This is a genomic window from Paenibacillus sp. (assembly GCF_048976745.1).
GTDB lineage: Bacteria > Bacillota > Bacilli > Paenibacillales > Paenibacillaceae > Paenibacillus.
On record NZ_JBHGUU010000018.1, the window covers coordinates 147,661 to 168,005 of the forward strand.

The 20,345-nt window shown below is 48.3% G+C and carries 14 protein-coding genes; 10 read left to right on the top strand and 4 right to left on the bottom strand.

The window, feature by feature from the left end; all coding sequences use genetic code 11:
• The first annotated feature begins 4 nt into the window (after positions 1-4).
• Positions 5-964 carry a 2-keto-3-deoxygluconate permease gene (locus ACE3K2_RS23045; protein WP_421895520.1) on the top strand — a complete coding sequence of 320 codons (960 nt, stop codon included), beginning with the start codon at positions 5-7 and terminating at the stop codon, positions 962-964.
• Between the two features lie 103 nt (positions 965-1,067).
• Here ACE3K2_RS23045 and ACE3K2_RS23050 read toward each other — a convergent pair whose 3' ends face one another.
• Positions 1,068-1,751 carry a type 1 glutamine amidotransferase domain-containing protein gene (locus ACE3K2_RS23050; protein ID WP_340911122.1) on the bottom strand — a complete coding sequence of 228 codons (684 nt, stop codon included), beginning with the start codon at positions 1,749-1,751 and terminating at the stop codon, positions 1,068-1,070.
• A 385-nt stretch (positions 1,752-2,136) separates the two neighbouring features.
• Here ACE3K2_RS23050 and ACE3K2_RS23055 point away from each other — a divergent pair, with 385 nt between their 5' ends.
• A complete protein-coding gene (locus ACE3K2_RS23055; protein WP_421895523.1) occupies positions 2,137-2,601 on the top strand; it encodes a hypothetical protein in 465 nt (154 codons plus the stop codon).
• 139 nt (positions 2,602-2,740) lie between these two features.
• On the opposite strand, the gene ACE3K2_RS23060 is transcribed toward ACE3K2_RS23055, so the two are convergent.
• Positions 2,741-5,770: a DEAD/DEAH box helicase gene (locus tag ACE3K2_RS23060; RefSeq protein WP_421895526.1), complete on the bottom strand. Its 3,030-nt coding sequence runs from the start codon at positions 5,768-5,770 to the stop codon at positions 2,741-2,743.
• Complete coding sequence (locus tag ACE3K2_RS23065; protein WP_421895529.1) at positions 5,767-7,548, bottom strand: SWIM zinc finger family protein; 1,782 nt, start codon at positions 7,546-7,548, stop codon at positions 5,767-5,769. Before ACE3K2_RS23065 ends, ACE3K2_RS23060 begins: the two co-directional genes overlap by 4 nt.
• 281 nt (positions 7,549-7,829) lie before the next feature.
• On the opposite strand from ACE3K2_RS23065, the gene ACE3K2_RS23070 reads away from it, so the two are divergent.
• The gene (locus ACE3K2_RS23070; RefSeq protein ID WP_421895532.1) at positions 7,830-8,648 is read left to right on the top strand and encodes an endonuclease/exonuclease/phosphatase family protein; all 819 of its coding nucleotides are present in this window, start codon (positions 7,830-7,832) and stop codon (positions 8,646-8,648) included.
• 155 nt (positions 8,649-8,803) lie between these two features.
• Here ACE3K2_RS23070 and ACE3K2_RS23075 read toward each other — a convergent pair whose 3' ends face one another.
• Positions 8,804-9,631: a methyl-accepting chemotaxis protein gene (locus tag ACE3K2_RS23075; RefSeq protein WP_339304739.1), complete on the bottom strand. Its 828-nt coding sequence runs from the start codon at positions 9,629-9,631 to the stop codon at positions 8,804-8,806.
• A gap of 374 nt (positions 9,632-10,005) precedes the next feature.
• Here ACE3K2_RS23075 and ACE3K2_RS23080 point away from each other — a divergent pair, with 374 nt between their 5' ends.
• The 7 genes from ACE3K2_RS23080 to ACE3K2_RS23110 all read left to right on the top strand — a co-directional run bounded on the left by ACE3K2_RS23080 (position 10,006) and on the right by ACE3K2_RS23110 (position 19,807).
• Positions 10,006-12,249, top strand: coding sequence for a glycoside hydrolase family 88/105 protein (locus tag ACE3K2_RS23080; protein ID WP_421895536.1), 2,244 nt, complete (start codon positions 10,006-10,008; stop codon positions 12,247-12,249).
• 276 nt (positions 12,250-12,525) lie between these two features.
• Positions 12,526-13,866 (top strand): ABC transporter substrate-binding protein, encoded by a 1,341-nt coding sequence (locus tag ACE3K2_RS23085; protein WP_421895539.1) that lies wholly within the window; start codon positions 12,526-12,528, stop codon positions 13,864-13,866.
• Positions 13,867-13,913: 47 nt separating this feature from the next.
• Entirely contained in the window at positions 13,914-14,864 is a 951-nt protein-coding gene (locus tag ACE3K2_RS23090; RefSeq protein WP_315939021.1) for a sugar ABC transporter permease, read from the top strand.
• Positions 14,861-15,709 (top strand): carbohydrate ABC transporter permease, encoded by an 849-nt coding sequence (locus tag ACE3K2_RS23095; RefSeq protein WP_421895543.1) that lies wholly within the window; start codon positions 14,861-14,863, stop codon positions 15,707-15,709. Before ACE3K2_RS23090 ends, ACE3K2_RS23095 begins: the two co-directional genes overlap by 4 nt.
• Before the next feature lie 27 nt (positions 15,710-15,736).
• Positions 15,737-17,605, top strand: coding sequence for a cache domain-containing sensor histidine kinase (locus ACE3K2_RS23100; protein ID WP_421895546.1), 1,869 nt, complete (start codon positions 15,737-15,739; stop codon positions 17,603-17,605).
• Positions 17,605-19,206, top strand: a complete 1,602-nt coding sequence (locus ACE3K2_RS23105; RefSeq protein ID WP_421895549.1) for a response regulator — start codon at positions 17,605-17,607, stop codon at positions 19,204-19,206. The genes ACE3K2_RS23100 and ACE3K2_RS23105 overlap by 1 nt, the downstream gene beginning before the upstream one ends.
• 52 nt (positions 19,207-19,258) lie before the next feature.
• The gene (locus ACE3K2_RS23110; protein ID WP_421895552.1) at positions 19,259-19,807 is read left to right on the top strand and encodes a GNAT family N-acetyltransferase; all 549 of its coding nucleotides are present in this window, start codon (positions 19,259-19,261) and stop codon (positions 19,805-19,807) included.
• Positions 19,808-20,345: the final 538 nt, after the last annotated feature.

Consider the following 20,345-nt stretch of genomic DNA (forward strand, 5'->3'; position numbering starts at 1 on the left):
GGTCATGAATATTCTGGGTCGTATCAAAAAAATTCCCGGCGGCTTGCTCATTGTTCCCATGTTGCTCGCCGCTGTCATCAACACCGTGTTTCCATCGCTTTTTCAGATCGGAGATCCAACGACAGCACTATTCACATCGAAAGGCACCATGGTGCTGATCGGCATGATTTTGCTGGTGTCAGGGACACAGCTGAACTTGTCACAGCTTCTGGTGACCTTGAAGAGAGCAGGCGTGCTCTGTATTTCACGCATCCTCATCAGCTGCCTGTTTGGCTGGGCATTTGTACACTTTTTTGGCATTAGCGGAGTCGGGGGAGTTTCGGCGGTAGCTTTCATTGCTGTACTGACCAGTTGTAATCCTGGATTATATCTGGCCTTGATGAATACGTACGGAGATGATGTCGATCGTGCTGCGTTTGGCATTCTGAATCTGATCGCCGTACCGGTTATTCCGGTTATGATATTGAATTCGGCAAGCGGCGTAGGTATTGATTACTTCAATGTACTCGCTACCCTGGTGCCTTTCTTCATCGGCATATTGCTTGGCAATCTGGATAGCAATATACAGAAGATGTTTGCTCCGGGAACACTGATTCTACTGCCTTTCCTGGGTACAAGTTTTGGGTCCAATATTGATCTGCGTATCGCATTTCAGTCCAGTCTGTCTGGCTTGCTGGTGACGGTATTATTTTTGTTGATCTGCATGCTGCCGCTCATTGGAATCGACCGTGCGATATTAAGGCGGCCCGGTTATGCAGCGGCTGCGACATGTTCGGTTGCTGGATTGTCCATGGTGGTGCCCTCAATGGTTGCCGAATTCAATCCGGCGTATGCACCTTATGTGGATACTGCCATCGCTCAGATTGCATTTTCCGTGATCCTGACTTCGGTATTGGTTCCTTATATCGTGAAGCGTTTGGCTGGAACAACAGCAACGGAAGCTTCGGTACGAACGAATCAATAAAAAAACAGCATGTGTTCTGTCAGGTCATGACGGATCACATGCTGTTCTAATATGTTCATCTATATGATCTCCGGGGGAGGAGAGGGGAATAGAGTGGTTTATTTTACAGACCCAGTAGTTGTTTAACACTTTCAGCTACAGCTTTGCTGGATTGCGGATTCTGTCCTGTGACCACGCGGCCATCTGTTGTGACATAAGAGCTGAAGGCAGCCGCTTTATCGTATTGTGCAGCACGTTCTCTCAGAGCATCTTCCAACAGGAATGGAACATACTCGGTTTGTTGAGCCAATGCTTCCTCTTCATTCGTGAAGCCGGAAACGGTTTTGTCGTTGATCAAAAGCAGACCGTTGGACAGCTTCACGTTCAGCAAGGCTGTAACCCCGTGGCACACGCCGGATACAACGCCACCTTTTTCATAGATATCACGAGAAAGCTCTTGAAGTTCAGCATTGTCCGGGAAATCCCACATCGTACCGTGACCACCTGTGAAGTAGATCGCATCGTAGTCACTTGCATTCACTTCGCTAGGTTTCAGCGTATTTTTCAATTGGTTCATGAACGTTTCATTTTCGAAATAGGCTTTAGTGCTCTCATCCAGAGAATCGCCGAGACTTTTCGGGTCAAGAGGTACGTTACCCCCTTTAGGGCTAACCAGATCGATCTGAACATTGTCATTATGGTCAAACTCTTCAATAAAGTGAGTTGCTTCGCTCAGCCACAAGCCAGTAGGCTCGTCCTTTGTTGCGTATTGATCTACATTTGTTAGAACAACCAGTATCTTTTTCATATAAAAAACCTCCCGTAAAGTATATAACATTCATCTATATTAAATATCACAAAATTAAATTGTGCAAAATATATTATCAAATATAACATAACTATTTTTTAAAGTAAAATCATGAACGTATCGTCGATCTCTAATGTGACTTTCAAGCTTCGGATTAAAGAACAATCCAGTCGTAGTAAATATGCCCGTAAGAATGCACTTTTACTTATAATGCCCTGTTTATTTTACTCATATTGTTAGCGGAGGTAGGCGTGTGTAAGGGATCTCGAAAATTGATTCAAATTTGAAGTTAATTTGATTGAACAACTAGTACTTTTGATTTAGAATGACGGGAGATACCAACAAAAAACTGGTACATATTACATATGGACTCGGAGGAACAGTCATGAAACGTTCAGGTAAATTTTTCGCTTCATCCGTAGTTGCTGCTGTCGCTGCAGTATCTATCGTCTCTTCAGCTTCAGCGAGCACAGTTTCCGTCTCCAACATCTCTAGCGTAACACCTATCAACTTTAGCAGTATGGATATCGAAACAGCTTTGATGATGGTCCAACAAGAACGTACCAAATTACTGGATGCTCAACTGCAAATGCAAATTCAGGAGGTACAGAACCGTAATCAACAGATCGCGGATTTGAACGCTCAATTGCAGATCGCCCAGCAAAATGGGGATGAAGCAGCTGTTCAAAAGCTGAAAGGCCAAATTGATGCTGCAAGCAATTCCCAACAGATGGACATGCTTCGTCTGCAATCCCTGTCCAACAAGCGTAATGAAGCGTTTGATGTCATGACAAATTTTATCAAAAAAATGCAGGATTCAAGATCATCGATCATCGGTAACATGCGTTAAGAACGGATGATTAACTGAAATAATACAAAGAGAGCGAAGACGGAATTCTAATTCCGAAACTTCGCTCTTTTTTGTATTGCTTATTCATTTGAATTCTCTGAAATCTGATTTTGGCTTGTACTGTAAATCTTCTACCAAGTTAGCCCGACCAGTCACGACGCCGCGTGAACAGATCCTTCAGCTCGTCTGTTGACAATTCCGTAATCCAGTTCTCGGAGCTTGTGATGATGTTATCGCTAAGCTGCTGTTTGCTCTCCAACATCTCGTCGATGCGCTCCTCCAGTGTACCAAGAGAGATGAACTTATGAACCTGAACATCCTTGGTCTGACCCATCCGGTAAGCCCGGTCGGTGGCCTGATTCTCAACAGCCGGGTTCCACCAGCGGTCAAAATGGAAGACATGGTTGGCTGCGGTCAGATTCAATCCCACGCCGCCTGCCTTGATGGACAGAATGAAGACGGACGGTTGCTTGTCTTCAGGCAGTGTGCGGGATTGAAATTCCTCAATCATGCGATCCCGCGCCGTTTTGGATGTGCCCCCGTGCAGATACAACACAGGTTCCTGCAACTCTTGACGCAGCACCTGTTGCAGCATTTGTCCCATACCAATGTATTGGGTGAAAATCAGGCATCGCTCGCCCTCGTCCCGCAATTCACGAACAAGCTCCATCAGTCGTTCCAGCTTTGCGGAGCGGCTGATCAGCATCGCCATATCCTGCGGGCTGTACACGTCATAAGAAGATGTTAATGCGCCGTCTTCGGGCAGTTCCTCCGGCAAAGCTTCTTTGGTCAACAGCAGCGGATGGTCACACAATTGCTTAAGCTGAGTTAGGGCTGACAGAATCGCACCTTTGCGTTTGATACCTTCCAGCTCTTTCATTTTATCCATCAGGGCCTGCACAGACTGGTCATACAATGCACTTTGTTCACCCGTAAGGTGAATATAAGTCTTCATCTCGTTTTTGTCCGGCAGATCAAGCTGGATATTCGGATCTTTTTTCTTACGGCGCAGCATGAACGGTTTCACGAGCTGTTGCAGATCTTGCATCCGCTGCTGATCCTTATCTTTCTCTATGGCACTAATAAAACGAGTCTGGAATGCCCGTGCACTGCCCAGATATCCTGGATTGGTAAAATCATAGATCGACCACAGCTCAGACAACCGATTCTCGATGGGTGTGCCTGTCATGGCAATGCGGTGTTTCGCCGGGAAACTGCGAACAGCCAGGGACTGCTTGGTCTGAGCATTCTTGATATTCTGTGCTTCATCGAGACAGATGCATGACCACGTATAATTCTGCAGCATTTCCTGATCCAGTGTAGCGGTAGCAAAGGACGTGATGATAATGTCCACTTGTTCCGTCTGCTCCCGGAATTCTTCCCCGCTTAACCGGCGTGCTCCGTAATGCAGGCTGACATGAATGGAGGGCGCGAAGCGGCTAATCTCCTTTTGCCAGTTGCCCAATACGGAAGTTGGACAGATCAGAAGTGCCGGAGCCTGGCCCGGCTTGCGTGGTTCATGTTCTTTGATGTGTAATAGATACGTAATGAACTGAATGGTTTTCCCGAGACCCATATCATCGGCAAGACATGCCCCAAGGCCGAATCTGCGCAGGAAACCAAGCCATGCAAAACCTTCCTTCTGATACGATCGCAGCTCGGCATGAAGCCCTGTAGGAATGGGCAGGGAAGGTGCACCGCCTTGTCCGCCTCCCAGTTGTGCTATGACCCGGTTCAGATGTTCGTTAAGTTCAACTTCCAGCCGAATGTTCTCATTAGCCTGCGGCTGTTCTTCCTCCTCGGCTTGTTGTCCTTCCTTCCATTTCTGGTTACGATATTCCCGTTGCTCATTATGCAGCAGATGCAGGTGCAGAATATCCTGGAAGGAGAGCCCCTGTTCCCGATCTACACCGCCCATGGCACGACGTATCTGTTCCAGCAGGTCGGGGTCGAGAGGAACCCATTCTCCGCGGAAGCGAACCAACCGTTCATTACGGGCAACAAGGTCGGCGAATTCATCTTCGCTGAGATCCGTGTCACCAATCGCAATTCGCCAGTCAAAATGAATAATCGAGTCCAGTCCGAAGAAGGATTGTCCTCGCTCACTGCCTTCCTCTGGCTTCACCTTTGCACGCAGTTTCGGCTTTTTCTTGCGGGCTGCTTCCCACCAACCTGGGAGCAGGACTTGCCAACCCGCTGCCAGCAACCTGCCGCTATCCTGCGTCAGGAACTGCCAGGCTTCCTGATCACCCAAAGGGTCACTCAGCACATCACGTCTGCCGCTAATGGAGCTTCCAAGACGCGGCAAATGTGCGCGCAGCTGATCCAGCCATCCGGCGGAGCGATCCAGAATGAAAGGTGTCCATACCTCAGGCCATTCCCCTTCCAGTCTGCCACGTGAATCCAGCATGACTGGCACCAGGATGGCGGCATCCAGCTTGTTCTGCAACACCAGTCGCAGCCGCCAAGAGGGCTCATCCTCGTCTGGCTCTTGCAATTGCAGCATGGGTCTGAATGGTGCGGCATCCGCTTTCCAACCAATGGATACGAGCCAGGACTGAGCATCCATTCCGGCTGTCTTGGGCAGAGTGCCGCGCTCTGGGAATAACTGCGGGAATTCACGCCGCAGATCGGTCGCAGCTTCCTCCGAACTGTACCAGCGCTGGAATACAAAGGCGGAGTAGGCCGCCCCAAGTCCCTCGGCATAACTCTCGTCCGTCTGTTGAATCGCTTTGGTAAGCGATGCCCGATCCTGCTTTTTCAAACTGTCCGGGTCCCAGGTCCATTGAAGTTGTCCTGCGCGGTAGGCCTCAAAGCTGGGTACGTATTTGCGTTTCTCGATAGATGCTGCGAGTGCTGGAGCCAGTCGAATCAGATGCTCCGCTTGCTCGTCCCACTTCCATTCAATATGAAGCAGCGTATGCATCTCGGCAAAGAAGGGAATCACTTCTTCCGCAGGCAGAACCACCAGCTCAATCTCTTCGATCTGGCGAACTTCCAGTTCGGTACCGTAGAAGGAAGGCACATGCCAGGCGAACAATCGCTGCTTAAGCGACTGTCCCGATACAAAGTGGTGTGTGTTGAGTGCTCCGTAAAACAATGCATCACCATATCCGGTTAAAGCGACATGAACCTCAATCGTTTCAGTGTATGGATGAATTAAGCTCATGAGATCAGTTTACCTTTCCGAAGCTCTTCCTGCAGGGCACGCAGCCGACTGTTACGAACGGCGAGTGTGGTGATGAACTGCTCCCAGTGCGCTTCTTGCTTCAACTTTTTATAGATTTTGGACAGACGTTTCAGCAGTTTCACCGCTGCCTTGTATCCATCCCTGTTCTTGTGTCCGATATAACGCTCCACTGCCTGATGATAGAAGGGGAGCAGCAGTTCAGGTGCATCTTTTTCAATCGGTTGCAGTACCGCTACACGGAATTCGAGAGGCTCCGTCCCTGTACTTAGCTGAAAATCAATCCACCTGCGCCATTGACCACGAGAATGCATGGCATCCTCATAGGCTGGGCGGGAGTGGGGAAGCATGCTGACCAAGGTGTCCCACATTCGGTTCTCTGCATCGGGCAGATGTTGAATGGCCGTATCCCATAGATGCATGTAATCATTCAAAGGTGTGTTGCGCCGATTCGACAGAAGGGGGCCAAGTTGTACCAACCAATCCCCAAGCCGCTTCCATTCAGCCGAATCGGCGAGTACATGGAGAAAATGCAACAGATGTTCTGGCGGGATGCCATAAGCTGAACTTCCATGGACGAGTCGTTGCCACGCCTGATCATCCTGCTCCAGATGGAAGTGCATCCAACTCTGTGCGAGCACTAGAGGTAAGGGCAGTGTTCCGGCTCTACCTGGTCTATCGTTACTACCTCCATTACTTGGAGTGCCACCACCCAAGACACTCTCACCTGATTGAGATGGTGCAGAAGCTGCGATGATACCGTGCTCTATATCATTTAATATGGCCTGTTCCGAGTTCAGCATATCCAGAGACCCTTGAAGTTCAGGCACGATCCAGTTCAACCACAGTTGTCGATAGATCGGAGTGAAGAACATCATGCTGGCTGTCTCAGGCATCATCTGTTTACGTAAATAAGCAGAGGTTTCGGTCAGCCTGTTCCAATGTTGTGCAAGCTGGTTTCCCTTTAGACCGGACAAGTCTAGCGGATGATTAAAGATCCGTTCAATGTCTTTCAGAAGTGCATCCACCGCGAGCTGAGCAGGGTAGCTCAAGTACACGGGGGTATGCGTAATTGAGTTACGAGCTGGCGGTACGCAGAATCGCATGAGGTGCAGCTGCACATGTAATTCAAAAAGTTGGTCCATCGCCGCGGTCAGCCTTGGCTTAATCGCATATAACTCGTCCGTTGCTTCCTGCACGTAGGATGTACTTGCTGTGCCGGTACCCAGCCGTCTCAGACAGGAGTGGAATAGCTCATGCCATTCCGAGATTTCGAGATCGGCAAGCTCTGTTGCACGCTCCTTGATCCGGCTGTATTGATTGTCGGGTATGTCCATATCCTGTGGTTCATCGGCATCCGCGTAGCTGGATCGTCCTGCGGACATGGCCCCAACGGGTTTGGTCGTTTGTTTGAGCGCAGTACTGGAGTGTGCATTCACAATCGCATGTACAGGTCGCTCCAGTTGCTCGGCATAACTCATCAAGACAGCTGTCATATGTTTGCATACGGAATTCACCGGGCAGGTACAATGACTTGTAGACAGGGATTGCAAGCTCAGGGTGACCTCATATTCTTCCGATCCTTGTACAACGGCCGAGATCCCTTGTTGTTCGGAATAGGTTAATGGTCCGACACGTTTCTGTTTATAATATTGGAATCCGCGCATGATTGTCAGGTTATTAAAATGCTCCGCAACCTGCCTGATCAACTGTTGCCACTGCGCATCATCCATCCTCATGTTATTCGGTATGTTCATCATTCCATCTCCTGGGGTAAACATAGGTTCAGTAATCACCACGTCTATGACGTGATGTTGTAAATTCATTGTATCCATCATATCAGTTATGAGCCGATCCGTGCATGGGTTATAAGAATATGAAATTCTTTTTGAACAAACATCAATCAAGGTTGAAAAAGAGGGTGCTGTTAGCGAGTGGCATGCATGATTGCCCCATATTGTGTATGCTTATCGTATGTATTCCTTTCAGGAACGATGCAGGCCGGGGTAACGGTCATATTACAAACAACAGGAGAGAGCACATGAAAATACTGACGTTAAACACACACGCTTGGGCGGAAGAAGATCAACTGAACAAGATCAGTCAGCTGGCTGATTTTATTAATACACATCAATTTGATGTCATCTCCATGCAGGAGGTTAACCAGTCCATGCAGGAAGCGGCGCTTTCTGAAGAAGAACTGAAGAGGTATTACGCTACTGAATCCGATGCTGTGATTAAAAAAGACAACTATGCCTACGTCCTGCTTCAGCAGCTGACAGAGCAATATTACTGGACGTGGATTCCCGCGCATGTCGGGTTTCAAAAATACGATGAAGGACTGGCGATCCTTAGCCGGACGCCGATTACACAGGCTTTTGGGGAATATGTATCCCACATGCGGGATTATAACAATTACCGTACACGCAAGATTGTGGGAATCCAGACGGTCGTCCAAGGTGAAGCAACCTGGTTTGTGAACGGACATTATAACTGGTGGGATGATGCGCAGGAACCTTTCAAGGGACAGTGGGATTTGACGGAAAGCAAGCTTGCCCCTTACATGGATCAGCCGTTATATATCATGGGTGATTTCAATAATGTCGCGGAAGTGCGTGGAGAAGGCTATGATTATATGATGAGCAAAGGTTGGAATGACCTGTATACCACAGCATTGCAAAAGGATGAAGGAGCAACCGTGGTGAAGGCCATTGCCGGTTGGGCAGATAACAAACGCGATCTTCGGATCGACTATATTTTCTCCAATCGTCCGATTCAGGCCAAGTCTTCCACCGTGGTCTTAAATGGTAAAAACGGGCCGGTTGTGTCCGACCATTTTGGCGTCGCTGTAGAGATCTAACAGCCAGTCGACTATAAATGGGATATCAACTCATTACGAGACACAGCCTCCGCTGACTTCCTGTTAAGGGAAGTGTAGCCGGAGGCTTTTCACATGTTATATCATGTTCTATGTACATTTCATATCGTTCGTTATTTCTGTTGTGGAACTGGCTGTTACTCGAGGGCCAGCATCTGATGTACGAATTTTTTCAGATTCGCGCTTGTCTCGCTAAGTTGTTCGATACTTTCCATGAACTCGCTAACGAGTTTGGCCTGATCGACGGTTGCGGTGGTAATCTGACCGATCTCCTGCTCCATATGTTTCATGGTGTCCTGTACACTACCGAGGGATGTTTCGATATCAGCCGCTGCTTGCTTTGTATGATCGGACAGTTTGCGTACTTCACTGGCAACCACACCGAATCCGGCTCCCTGATCTCCCACACGAGCTGCCTCGATCATGGCGTTCAGTCCAAGCAGATTGGTTTGTTCCGATACTTCACGAATGACGTTTGTTACTTTAGACACACTGACGGAGTTCTCTGAAGCTTTTTTGGAGTTGCGCAGAATCTCTTCAGAGGTTGCAGAAAGTTCTTCCGAATGTGCCGCAATCTGCTGAATGCCGCCGACGAGCGCATGAATGGTTGTTTCATTTTCACGGATCAGCGTCTCCAGTGTCATATGACTATCCAGTGCGTAGTTCACACCCAGTATCCCCACAACCTGATCGTTCTCCTTAATGGGAATAAGGATGGCATCGAAAGGTCTGCCTTGCAGATCACCAGGCATGCGTGCCACGGTACGTGTATCCTTGTTGGTGAGCATTTTGAAGTTTTTATAATCGTCATGTAGCTCATCTCCAACCTTCACACCAATCTCCAGACTTTTTGCTTCGGAAAAATACAAAACTTTCTCATGATCATTAATGGATATGGATATGTCGTCACGGAACATTTGGCTAACAAAAGGCATAGCATTTACCAGAGATTCAAGAGTATTCAATGTGCATCTTTCCTTCCCGTTACAAAAAGTGGAATTTTTCAGCCTACTATCTATATCGGCAACGTTTTCTGTTTTTTTAAACGAATGTTCAAATAGAAGTTCAACGGGCGAGACATAAAATGAGACTTTGAATTTATTTGTAAGCGCAAACAAAAATCTATAGCCACCATAGAACATGTCAGTTATACTGGGATTATTAATTGGTGTCTGAGTAAACGAGAAGGTATTAACGTTCAGGGCAAGGGAGTTTCTTACGGAGGTTAAGCGCTATATCTCCTGAAGCTGTGATAGCAGGATACGGATCTGGCCTGCCCAGGCGAACGTTTTATTTCGGATAAGATTCTATTTCAACGCGAGAGGGATGTGTGCCATCAATGACGACCTATTTCAGTGAACCACAGAGCATGTATTACCGATTTGGAGAAGATCAGGATCAGGTGCTGAAGGTGCTGGCCGAGAGATATATTGGAGCCAATGCGCAGGCTGATTTTGTATATCGGGTATTCCAGAAGTCTGGTATTTTGCAAAATGAAAAAGGGCTTTATGATCTGAATTTAGGTAAACGCTTTCCTGATGCACCCAAAGACCATATGTCTTACGCAGCTGCGCTGGTCTGGGGGGATGAGGACCGGAACCTGGATGTGCTGGTTCGCTGTTATGGACCTGTTCGCTTTTATTTCAATGAGCAGTTGGTCTATCGCTCTACCGTAATCGATGAGATTAGTCCTGACGCAACGGTGAAACTCAGCATCGACATCAAGCCGGGCTGGAACACCATTTGGCTGGAAATGAAAAATACCCCTGCCGGATTTGGCTGCCAATTTGGTTCAGATGAAGGTAAAGTGCGTATCCTGAACGTATTTGCGCCGTTTCAAGAGAGACGGGGACAGGCAGGTTGGGTGTTCTCCCAACCGAACCCGGTCGCGAGTAAGCAACCAGACCTGCTTGGAACAGAAGCAGATTGCAGTTTGAAGTGGCTGCCTGAGACAGGCTGGTCTGATGAAGATATAACCAAGTCAACGCTTGAACGAATATACGGGCATCTTCCTGGAAAGCATGCTTATGCTTGGACTCATCTGAACAATACCGATTCAACCGGAAGTCAGGTTCGGTTGTCAGGTCAATCCTCCGGTTCTCTAAATATATGGATTAGCGGCAAGCCTGTGGCGCAAATAAAGGAGGCGGGTCCGTTCGAGGTGGATGTACCAGTCTCTTTTGGACGGAGTGACCTGCTTGTTCGAAGTGAATGCAACGCTACGGCAGGATCGTGGCATTTTAATCTGAACGCAACCGTTTCGGGTAAATCACTTCTACTTGAACTTCCTCAGCGTGTGCACGGTGCTTCCGGAGATTCCTGGTTATATGTTGGACCTTTTGAATCGGAGGTTGAACCGGACTTGGCGGATCTAACTCGAACGGACCGAGTGTACCAAACGGGGCAAGAACAGACATACTGGCGCTTAGATCGACCGGATGCCTGGATCAGACCTTATTATGAAAATGCCATGTTAAGCAACAAATGGACCGTTGGCAGTGTGACCAATTATGGTCGCTGGGATTATCCATTGGGTGTCACTGTATATGGTCTGCTACGGACAGGACGTTATTTGCAGAGACCAGACATTACACGTTATGCGGCTGAACATGTGCAGGCTTGTACCCAGATGTATGAGTACTCTTTATGGGATCGGCAGCAGTATGGCTTCCCGGCAATCAATCAACAACTGGTCATGCTGAAAATGCTGGATAACTGTGGTTCGTTTGGTTCGGCCATGCTGGAAGCGTATTCAGAGTGTCATGAACCAACGTTTCTTCCGATTGCTGAACGGATTGCAGATTTCATGCTTTCCCGCCTGGAACGGCAGGAGGATGGGGCATTTTACCGCACATGTGTAGGGGAGTATGCCGAGAATACCATGTGGGCAGATGACCTCTATATGAGCACGCCGTTTCTCGTTCGTTATGCACGGGTGACAGGCAACTCAGCCGCATTGGATGAAGCCGCCAGACAATTTTCACTGTATCGGAAGTATCTCTTCATGCCTGAGTTCAAGATCATGTCCCATGTGTATGATTTCAAATACGGACAGGCAACGCAGATTCCATGGGGACGGGGGAATGGCTGGACGCTGTTTTCCTTGACGGAGGTACTGGAAGCTTTGCCAGCAGAGCATCCCGAGCGCCCGGCTCTAATTCATTTCTTCAATGAACTGTGTGAAGGGTATGCGGCACTTCAAGGGGAAAGTGGGTTGTGGCATCAGGTGTTAAATAATCCGCAGACGTATGAAGAAGCCTCCTGCACGGCGATGTTTGCCTATGGTTTTGCGAGAGGTGTACGCTTTGGCTGGTTCAAAGACCCTGAAGTTTACGTCACGGCCGCCGAGCGGGCGTGGAAGGGACTCATATGCAAAGCCATTGATCGTCAAGGGAATGTCCATGGCGTGTGCAGTGGATCACGATATGCGTTTACGGCAGAGTATTATGATCAGGACTTGCGTACCGTCACCAATGACAATCACGGTATAGGCATTATGATGCTGGCAGGAACTGAGGTAGCCAAAATGAAGGAACATCTGGCTGAGCACAGGGTGTCTTCACCTGCCGTCTCACACTCCTGACAGACCATGTCTATAAGGAATACCTGAATTTTCATACCATTGTTCCTATACAACAACTTATCTTCTGCTCCACGTAATACGGTTGTATACCCGTAATCATATCTGAGACGGGAACATCACCGCCGGGAATGGTATTCCCGGTGGTTTTTGATTCCTTCAACTCCTTACTTTTTTGACAGGAAAGCTTACTTTTGTTTATGTCATGTACAGCAATGGACCGATACAATAGGTTTTGTAAGCGATTCCATAGAACTGAAAAGGGGAGGAAATTCATTTATGATGATCACCAAAAAGTGGGTAACCCTGTTCTGCCTGTCCCTGTTATTGTTCGCTACAGCCTGTTCGGGAGGGGCCTCCGATAAGCCGGCTTCTTCTGGTGAAGCAAGTGAAAGTGAAGGAGACTCTTCAGGCAAGATTGAACTGCGCATGACCTGGTGGGGGTCACAGACCAGACATGATCTGACGACCAAAGTCATTCAATTATTTGAAGAGAAACATCCGGGAATCACCATTAAACCTGAATACTCCGGTTGGGACGGTTATTTTGACAAGTTGACTACACAGGTAGCTGGTTCGAATGCACCGGATATCATCCAGATGGATTACGCATTTCTGACTGACTTTGCCCGGCGTGGCGCCTTGCTCGACCTGACCCCGTTTGCAGAGAGCAAAGAGCTGCGGACAGAGGACCATGACCAGAGCATGATCACAGCCGGATCAATTGACGATAAATTATATGCGATTACACTCGGAGTAAACGCACCAGGTGTCATATATGATGCTACCGTATTTCAGGAATTAGGTATTGAAGAACCGCAAGAGAGCTGGACATGGAAGGATTTTGGGGATATTGCGACCAAGATTGCCGAAGCCAAGGGTGAGGGGTTCTATGGATCTGCAGACATATCCGGTACAACGAACATGTTTGAAGTGTTTATCCGCCAATCCGGGAAAGGTTTGTTCGACGGTGGCACAATGACCGCTACCAGCGAGGAGCTTCAGCAATGGTTCGATATGTGGGGTGCACTGCGCGAGAATGGTGGAGTGACCACAGCGGAGATCACGGCATCCACAACCAATGCGCTGGAGACACGCCCGATCTCACTGGGTACAGCTGCCATGGATTTTGCCTGGTCCAATCAATTGCTTACATTCCAGCAGGTGAACAAAAACCAGGATCATAAACTTGGCATACAAGTACTCCCGCATGGTGTTAACGAGCAGCAAATTGGCGAATACCTGAAACCAGGCCAGTTCCTCTCCGGTTATGGCAAAACGAAACATCCGAAGGAAGTTGCCATGTTCATTGATTTCATGGTCAATGATCCGGAAGCAACCGCTATTCTTGGTTCTGAACGTGGTGTGCCGGTTAACTCCAGCATTCGTGAGCAGATGCAGCCAACGCTGCCGGAAGCGGAGCAAGTCATTTTCCAATTTATCGATACCGTATCGAAGCATTCCAGTGAGATTGATCCACCATACCCGCAAGGATTTGCTGAAGTGGACACAAGTTTCAAGAGCGCAAGCGAGCAGATCGCTTTCGGTCAAGGCAATACGCCAGATGTCATTGCCCAGTTTATTGAAGGAGCCAAGGCTACACTTGGATCAAGTCAATAACGGTTGGGGCGGTCTCAGACTTCTAATTCTGCGGGGAGGTTGCGAAGATGAACACATCACAGGTCAGTCAAGCCCGAATCGAGCGTGTAGCTACCCGGCGGGTCAAACGGAGATATGCGCATAATGGAGCCGCGCTTCTGTTCCTCGCCCCATGGCTTGTCGGATTGTTATTTCTCACCTTGGGTCCAATGTTGGTATCGTTATACATCTCGTTCACCGATTACAGTATCCTGGCCGCCCCTTCCTGGGTCGGTCTGGATAACTATACGACAATGTTTACATCCGACAAACTGTTTACCCAGTCGCTCAAGGTCACCTTCACGTATGTCGCTGTATCGGTACCGGTCAAGTTGATCTTCGCGCTGCTGGTAGCCATGTTGCTCAATAAAGGGATTCGAGGTCTCGGTATTTATCGGACAGTGTATTACATCCCGACATTGCTTGGGGGTAGCGTGGCGATTGCCATGTTGTGGCGTAAGATGCTGGGTGGGGACGGGCTGCTCAATAGTGTGCTTGCCATGGTGGGCATTAAAGCGCCCGATTGGGTGGCTAATCCGAAGTATGCCTTGTATTCCATCGTGCTGTTATCCGTATGGCAGTTTGGATCATCGATGATTATTTTCCTGGCAGGCTTGAAGCAGATTCCACCTGAATATGATGAAGCCTCAGCGGTAGATGGTGCCGGTCCTCTGCGGAGATTCTTCTATATAACGTTGCCGATTCTGTCCCCCGTCATCTTTTTCAATCTCGTGATGCAGCTCATTACGTCTTTTCAATCGTTCACGCAGGCTTTTGTTATCAGTAACGGTAGCGGAGGACCAGTGAACTCAACCTTGATGTACTCACTGTATCTGTACAAAAAAGGATTCTCATTCTTTCAGATGGGCTATGCTTCCGCGATGGCCTGGGTGCTGGTCATCCTGATTGGCGTATTTACATTGCTCGTATTCCGCAGCAGCAAGCTGTGGGTGCACTATGAGGATGGTGGGAAATCATGATTGGACAACGGAACTCTACAGCATGGGTCGTCAGTAAACATGTGTTGATCTCAGGCATCGCCTTTGTCATGCTCTATCCGATTCTCTGGATGCTGGGCAGCTCATTCAAACCGGGACATATGATCTTTACGGAAACCTGGTTTTGGCCACAGGAATGGAATTGGCAAAATTACATGAATGGCTGGTCGGGTATTCAGGGCAATCCGTTCTCCCGCTTCCTGACCAACTCTGTCATCCTGTCGCTTGGCGCCGTGCTGGGTAATGTCATCTCCTGCTCCATGGCCGCGTATGCGTTCGCCCGATTGGATTTTCGTTTCAAGGCCATCTGCTTTGGCCTGATGCTCATGACAATCATGCTGCCTCATCATGTGACGCTGATCCCGCAGTATATTCTTTTCAACCACCTGGAGTGGGTGAATACGTATCTGCCGCTTGTGGTGCCCAAATGGCTCGCGACCGACGCCTTCTTCATTTTTCTCATGGTACAGTTCTTCCGGGGGTTGCCCAAAGAGCTGGATGAGGCAGCAACCATTGATGGATGCGGTCCTGTGAAAATATACACCAAAATCATTATTCCACTGGCTTTCCCAGCGTTGGTCACCACGATGATCTTTACGTTCTTGTGGACATGGGACGACTTCTTCAGTCAGTTGATCTACTTGAGTGATGTGAGCAAATATACTGTGCCGCTGGGTCTGCGTCTGTTCCTTGATTCCAGTTCTCAATCCGATTGGGGGCCGATGTTTGCCATGTCGGTGTTGTCGTTGGTGCCATGTTTCATTGTATTTATCGTGTGTCAAAAGTACTTCGTGGAAGGAATCGCGACCTCTGGGCTTAAAGGGTAATTCCAAGACGAAACGAGTTGATTTCGCATGGGGAAAGGAAGATGGTCTTCATTCATTAATCAAAAGCTGCAACAAAGCAAGCTCTCCACGTTGATGGTGACTTGCTTTATTGCGTTTAACCTGTTGCTCGTCTCGGTTGTTGTCTGGCTGGCATATCAGTCTTTCTCTGCGGTCACGTTTGCCGAGATTAGCAAAGCACGTCTGGCTCTTCTGAACGAAAGCACACGTCGGGGATTTGATTTCATCACAGGGGTAACAGGAACCGCCTACGGTTTGGCAAGCAATCGGGAACTGTCCAATCTGCTCGAAACGGCCGATACGGGCAGGCTTGCACAGATTCACCAGCGGAGAGAGGTCTCTCGAATCCTGGATCATACCATGGTCGTGAGTGACGGCATTACTTCCATTGAACTGTATACGGATGTCTTTAATGAAGTGACAGTGACTATGGCTGATCGCATATTTCCGGTGGACACCATCGCACACGACTCTTGGTTTGCTGCGCTGGAAAAGGCTGATGCGGCTTGGGTTCCGCTGCGTGAGAACGAATCGGGTCAATCCCTGGTCGGATACGCCCAACGGATTTTTGATAGTCGAGGCGGAACGGTTGCCTATGTGCTCATCCGACTGAGCAGAGCGGACATCGTACGCAGGTTTGCTGATGTGCCCATGGTGCTTGATGGAAAAGTGTTGTTGGTTGATACGGCTGGTAATGTCGTCATGCAGATGGGGAAAGTTGATCCAGCAGGGGAGAATGAACGAACGGATCGAAGAAATGAAGCAAGTACAATTCAAGAAAAGGGTGAGGTCACAAACTCGTCTTCTTCTATTATAGATAGTGCATGGATTCAGGAGCATGTTCAGCCAGGCGCAGATGGATACGAAGTGGTTTCCGGCCAGCCCGGTGGTGCTCAATTGGTGCTGTACTCCAAGCCAGCCATGCTTCAGTGGCGCCTCATACAGACTATTCCGGTATATACACTGTTATCTCCGCTCAGACAGGCGGGCTGGCAGATCCTCGGCATCGCCGTGCTGGGACTATTATGCTCGGCTGTTCTTGCGTACCTGTTTGTAAGGCAGATCATCCGCCCTTTGCGACAATTGATCAAACGAATGAGACAACTGGAGAAAGGGGACTTCGATACCCGGGTGCACCTTTCGTTTACGGAGGAATATGCCCACTTGGCTTATGGTTTTAATCACATGGCTTCACAGCTCACAACGCTGATGGAACAGGTGAAGGAGGAGAGCCGGGCCAAGCGTGAAGCCCAGACGGGCTTGCTTGAGGCCCAGATCAAACCCCATTTTCTATACAACACCCTCGACATGATCCACTGGCGCGCACTCGATTATGAAGCCAAGGATATCAGCTGCATGATTGTGCAACTCAGTAAGCTGTTACGAATCGGACTGAGTGGAGGGAGATTGTTTATTCGGATTCGAGATGAGTTGGAGCATGCCCGTTGCTACGTTAACATCCAGTCAGAGCGGCTGCCGTTCTCCATTCAATATCAGGAACAGATCGATCCGCGTATTCGCGGTTGTTACATTCCCAAGATCATTTTGCAGCCCTTTATCGAAAATGCCGTTATGCATGGGCACCCTGAAGAAGGTACACTTCGAATTCAGGTGCATATGCACGAAGTGGAAAGCCCGCATGAGGATATCGTCATTCGTATCACGGACAATGGGCAGGGGTTGCCGGAGGGGTGGAAACTCGAAGAAACGTGTGGCATCGGTGTACGGAATGTACATCAGCGCATTCAGTTATATTGCGGGAAGAGGTATGGCGTTCAACTGGGCGATAGAGAGTCAGGTGGCGTGGAAGTGACCATTACGCTGCCGCGTATTGAGACCGACGAGCAATTAAATCTATGGCTGGACGGTGAAAAGTGATGAAGACCATTATGCTTGTTGATGACGATCCTCATATTGTAAAGGCATTAACAGAACATATCGATTGGCCTTCTCTGGGCCTCAGCATTGCAGGCACTGCTTCTAATGGCTTGGATGCACTGGAGTTGTTTCACCGCATGCATCCGGATGTCGTTATGACTGACGTCTATCTACCGGGGATGACCGGGCTTGAAATCACACAGACGTTGCGACGTGATCATCCCCACCTGCCGATCATCATTCTTAGCGGATATGACGAGTTCGAGAACGCCCGGGCAGCCATGCGCTGGGGGGTGAATCACTTTTTGCTGAAGCCGGCAGAGGTTGAGGAGATTGAGTCTGTGCTGCGGGAGGTACTACTGGAACAAGATGTGCGAGAGCGGCATGAGCGGCTGGAGCGGACGTACAAGCAGGAGGTTGGGCGGGTACTTCCGTATTTGCGCAAACAATTTCTTCACGAGCTGCTGACTACGCGATATCGGGCAGACGAGCTGCCTAAAGAACGCATGGATTATATAGGCATTCATATGTCCTCACAGACACGCGCCATTAGTCTGCAACTGAATCGCCCCGTATTTTTGACACGCATGAAAGAACGGGATTGGCAGCTTCTCCGTTATGGGGCGGCCGATATTATTCAGGAGACGGTGAAGGAGCATGCGGCGCGCATGAATGGTCAGGTAGAGATGGTTGATTATTCGGATCAGGTATTTGTGTTGCTTCTATTAGGAGATACAGATCATCTGGAGGAATGTCTGCCACTTGTGGAGCGGATGATTGATCAGATCTTTACGTATCTGAAAATTGAAGTGAGTGCTGGAATCGGCAGAGCCAAGAGTCACCCATGTGAGGTGATAGATTCTTATCTTGAGAGCAGGGAAGCGGTGGAAACAGCAGAGTTTCAAGGTGGGAGTCGTATCTACCACTATGAAGCGTCTGAGGATACAGAGCCAAGTGTGACGGATTATTCATTATTGCTTCGTCAATGGAATGAGGCTTGGGCGGATATACGGCCTGATCAGGCGGAAGAGGTATGGCAGCATATTTGCCTTTTGCTGAAAGAGGGGAACTGTGTTGGAATACAGGATGTACAGGTAGTGGCCGTCAGTCTGTTTGACACGTTGATTCATAGTTGGAACCGACTTCATCCCATGTTGACGCCGCCGCTGGCGATGAGTGATTTTTTGCGCGAAATTCAATCGAAATATGCTTTACATGATCTGGTAAACTGGATGGATCGTATTATCTGCAACTGGCTGGAACAGATACGCAAAGAGATGGGCGAGAAGAAAAGCAATAAACTGATTGAGCAGGTGAAACAGTATGTGGAGCTGCATTACGCCGAAGAGATTAGTTTTGAAGCGATAGCCAAGGGACTATTCGTACATCCGAAGTATCTGAGTCAACTGTTCAAAAGGGTGACCGGTGAGAATTTCGTGAGTTATTTGAACGGGTACCGAATTCAGAGAGCGTTGGAACTGTTGCAGTCGGGACATTACATGGTATATGAGGTGAGCGAGATGACGGGGTTCCGTAATGCAACGTATTTCAGCCAGGTGTTCAAAATGCTTACGGGCAAGAGTCCGTCTGAGGTGGGGTAGAACATTACAGGTGATGTATTTTAAATAAAGTGGAAGAGGCGGAATGGTTCTTATGATTATCGATCAGCGGGAATATAACATTAAAAGTTTATCTTACTCCATTCGATCGGCAGAGGAAAAAGATGCTGAGGCCCTGTCTTCGCTTCGTGTACAAATGGACGGGGAAACCGAGAACATGGATCGTGAAGAAGGCGAGGCGTATATCAATGCATCCGGGTTTAGGCGGATCATTCATTTGGACACGGAGAAATTACGGAATCTGTTCCTTGTTGCTGTAGTGGCGGGTGAAATTGCGGGGTACTCCCGATGTGAAGGCAGAGAGTTGAAGCGCTTTTGCCATAAGGTGGAGTTCGGCGTGTGTGTAGCCAGAGAGTTCTGGGGGCATGGGATTGGCAAGAATTTGTTAGCGCAGTCAATAGAATGGGCAGATCAGACTGGTGTAGAGAAGATGGTGTTGAACGTGCTGGCATCCAATGAAAAAGCAATCGAGTTATACCAAAAGAGCGGCTTCGAGATCGAAGGTATTTTGAAAAAGGATCGGCGACACGCGGACGGACAGTATCATGACACGATAGTGATGGGCAGGTTCAAAGACTTATAGTAAAAAAAGAGAAAACACAGTCCTATACCTATATTGAGACAGATTCGACCGGTGAGGGTATATAGGATATAATAAGAGGATATTGCCATTGGAAAAAGAGATTATGAAGCGATCGAATTAAGTAAACATTTAGTTTTCCAATGGGATATTTTACAAGTAGCAATTGTATTGTGTATATGATATATTCTATTTCCGGCCAAAAAAACTCGAAAAACAAAGTGCAGCAAGCAAAACAAATAAGCTTCGAAAGAAACTTAAAAAAAGAGCTTGCTAAGTTGGTTCGGAAGTGTTATGATATAAAAGTTGCTGAGGAGAACAACGCTCGGTAACGAAACAAGTTTGATCTTTGAAAACTGAACAACGAGTGAGTAAACATTCTGCTTGCAGAATGAACGCAAAAGTTTGAAACAAGCCTTGGCTTGGATCGACTGGAGCACAAATGAGATTTTTAATCTCGTCAGATTCAAAATGAGCTTATCGCTCTTTTCAATACTTTATTGGAGAGTTTGATCCTGGCTCAGGACGAACGCTGGCGGCA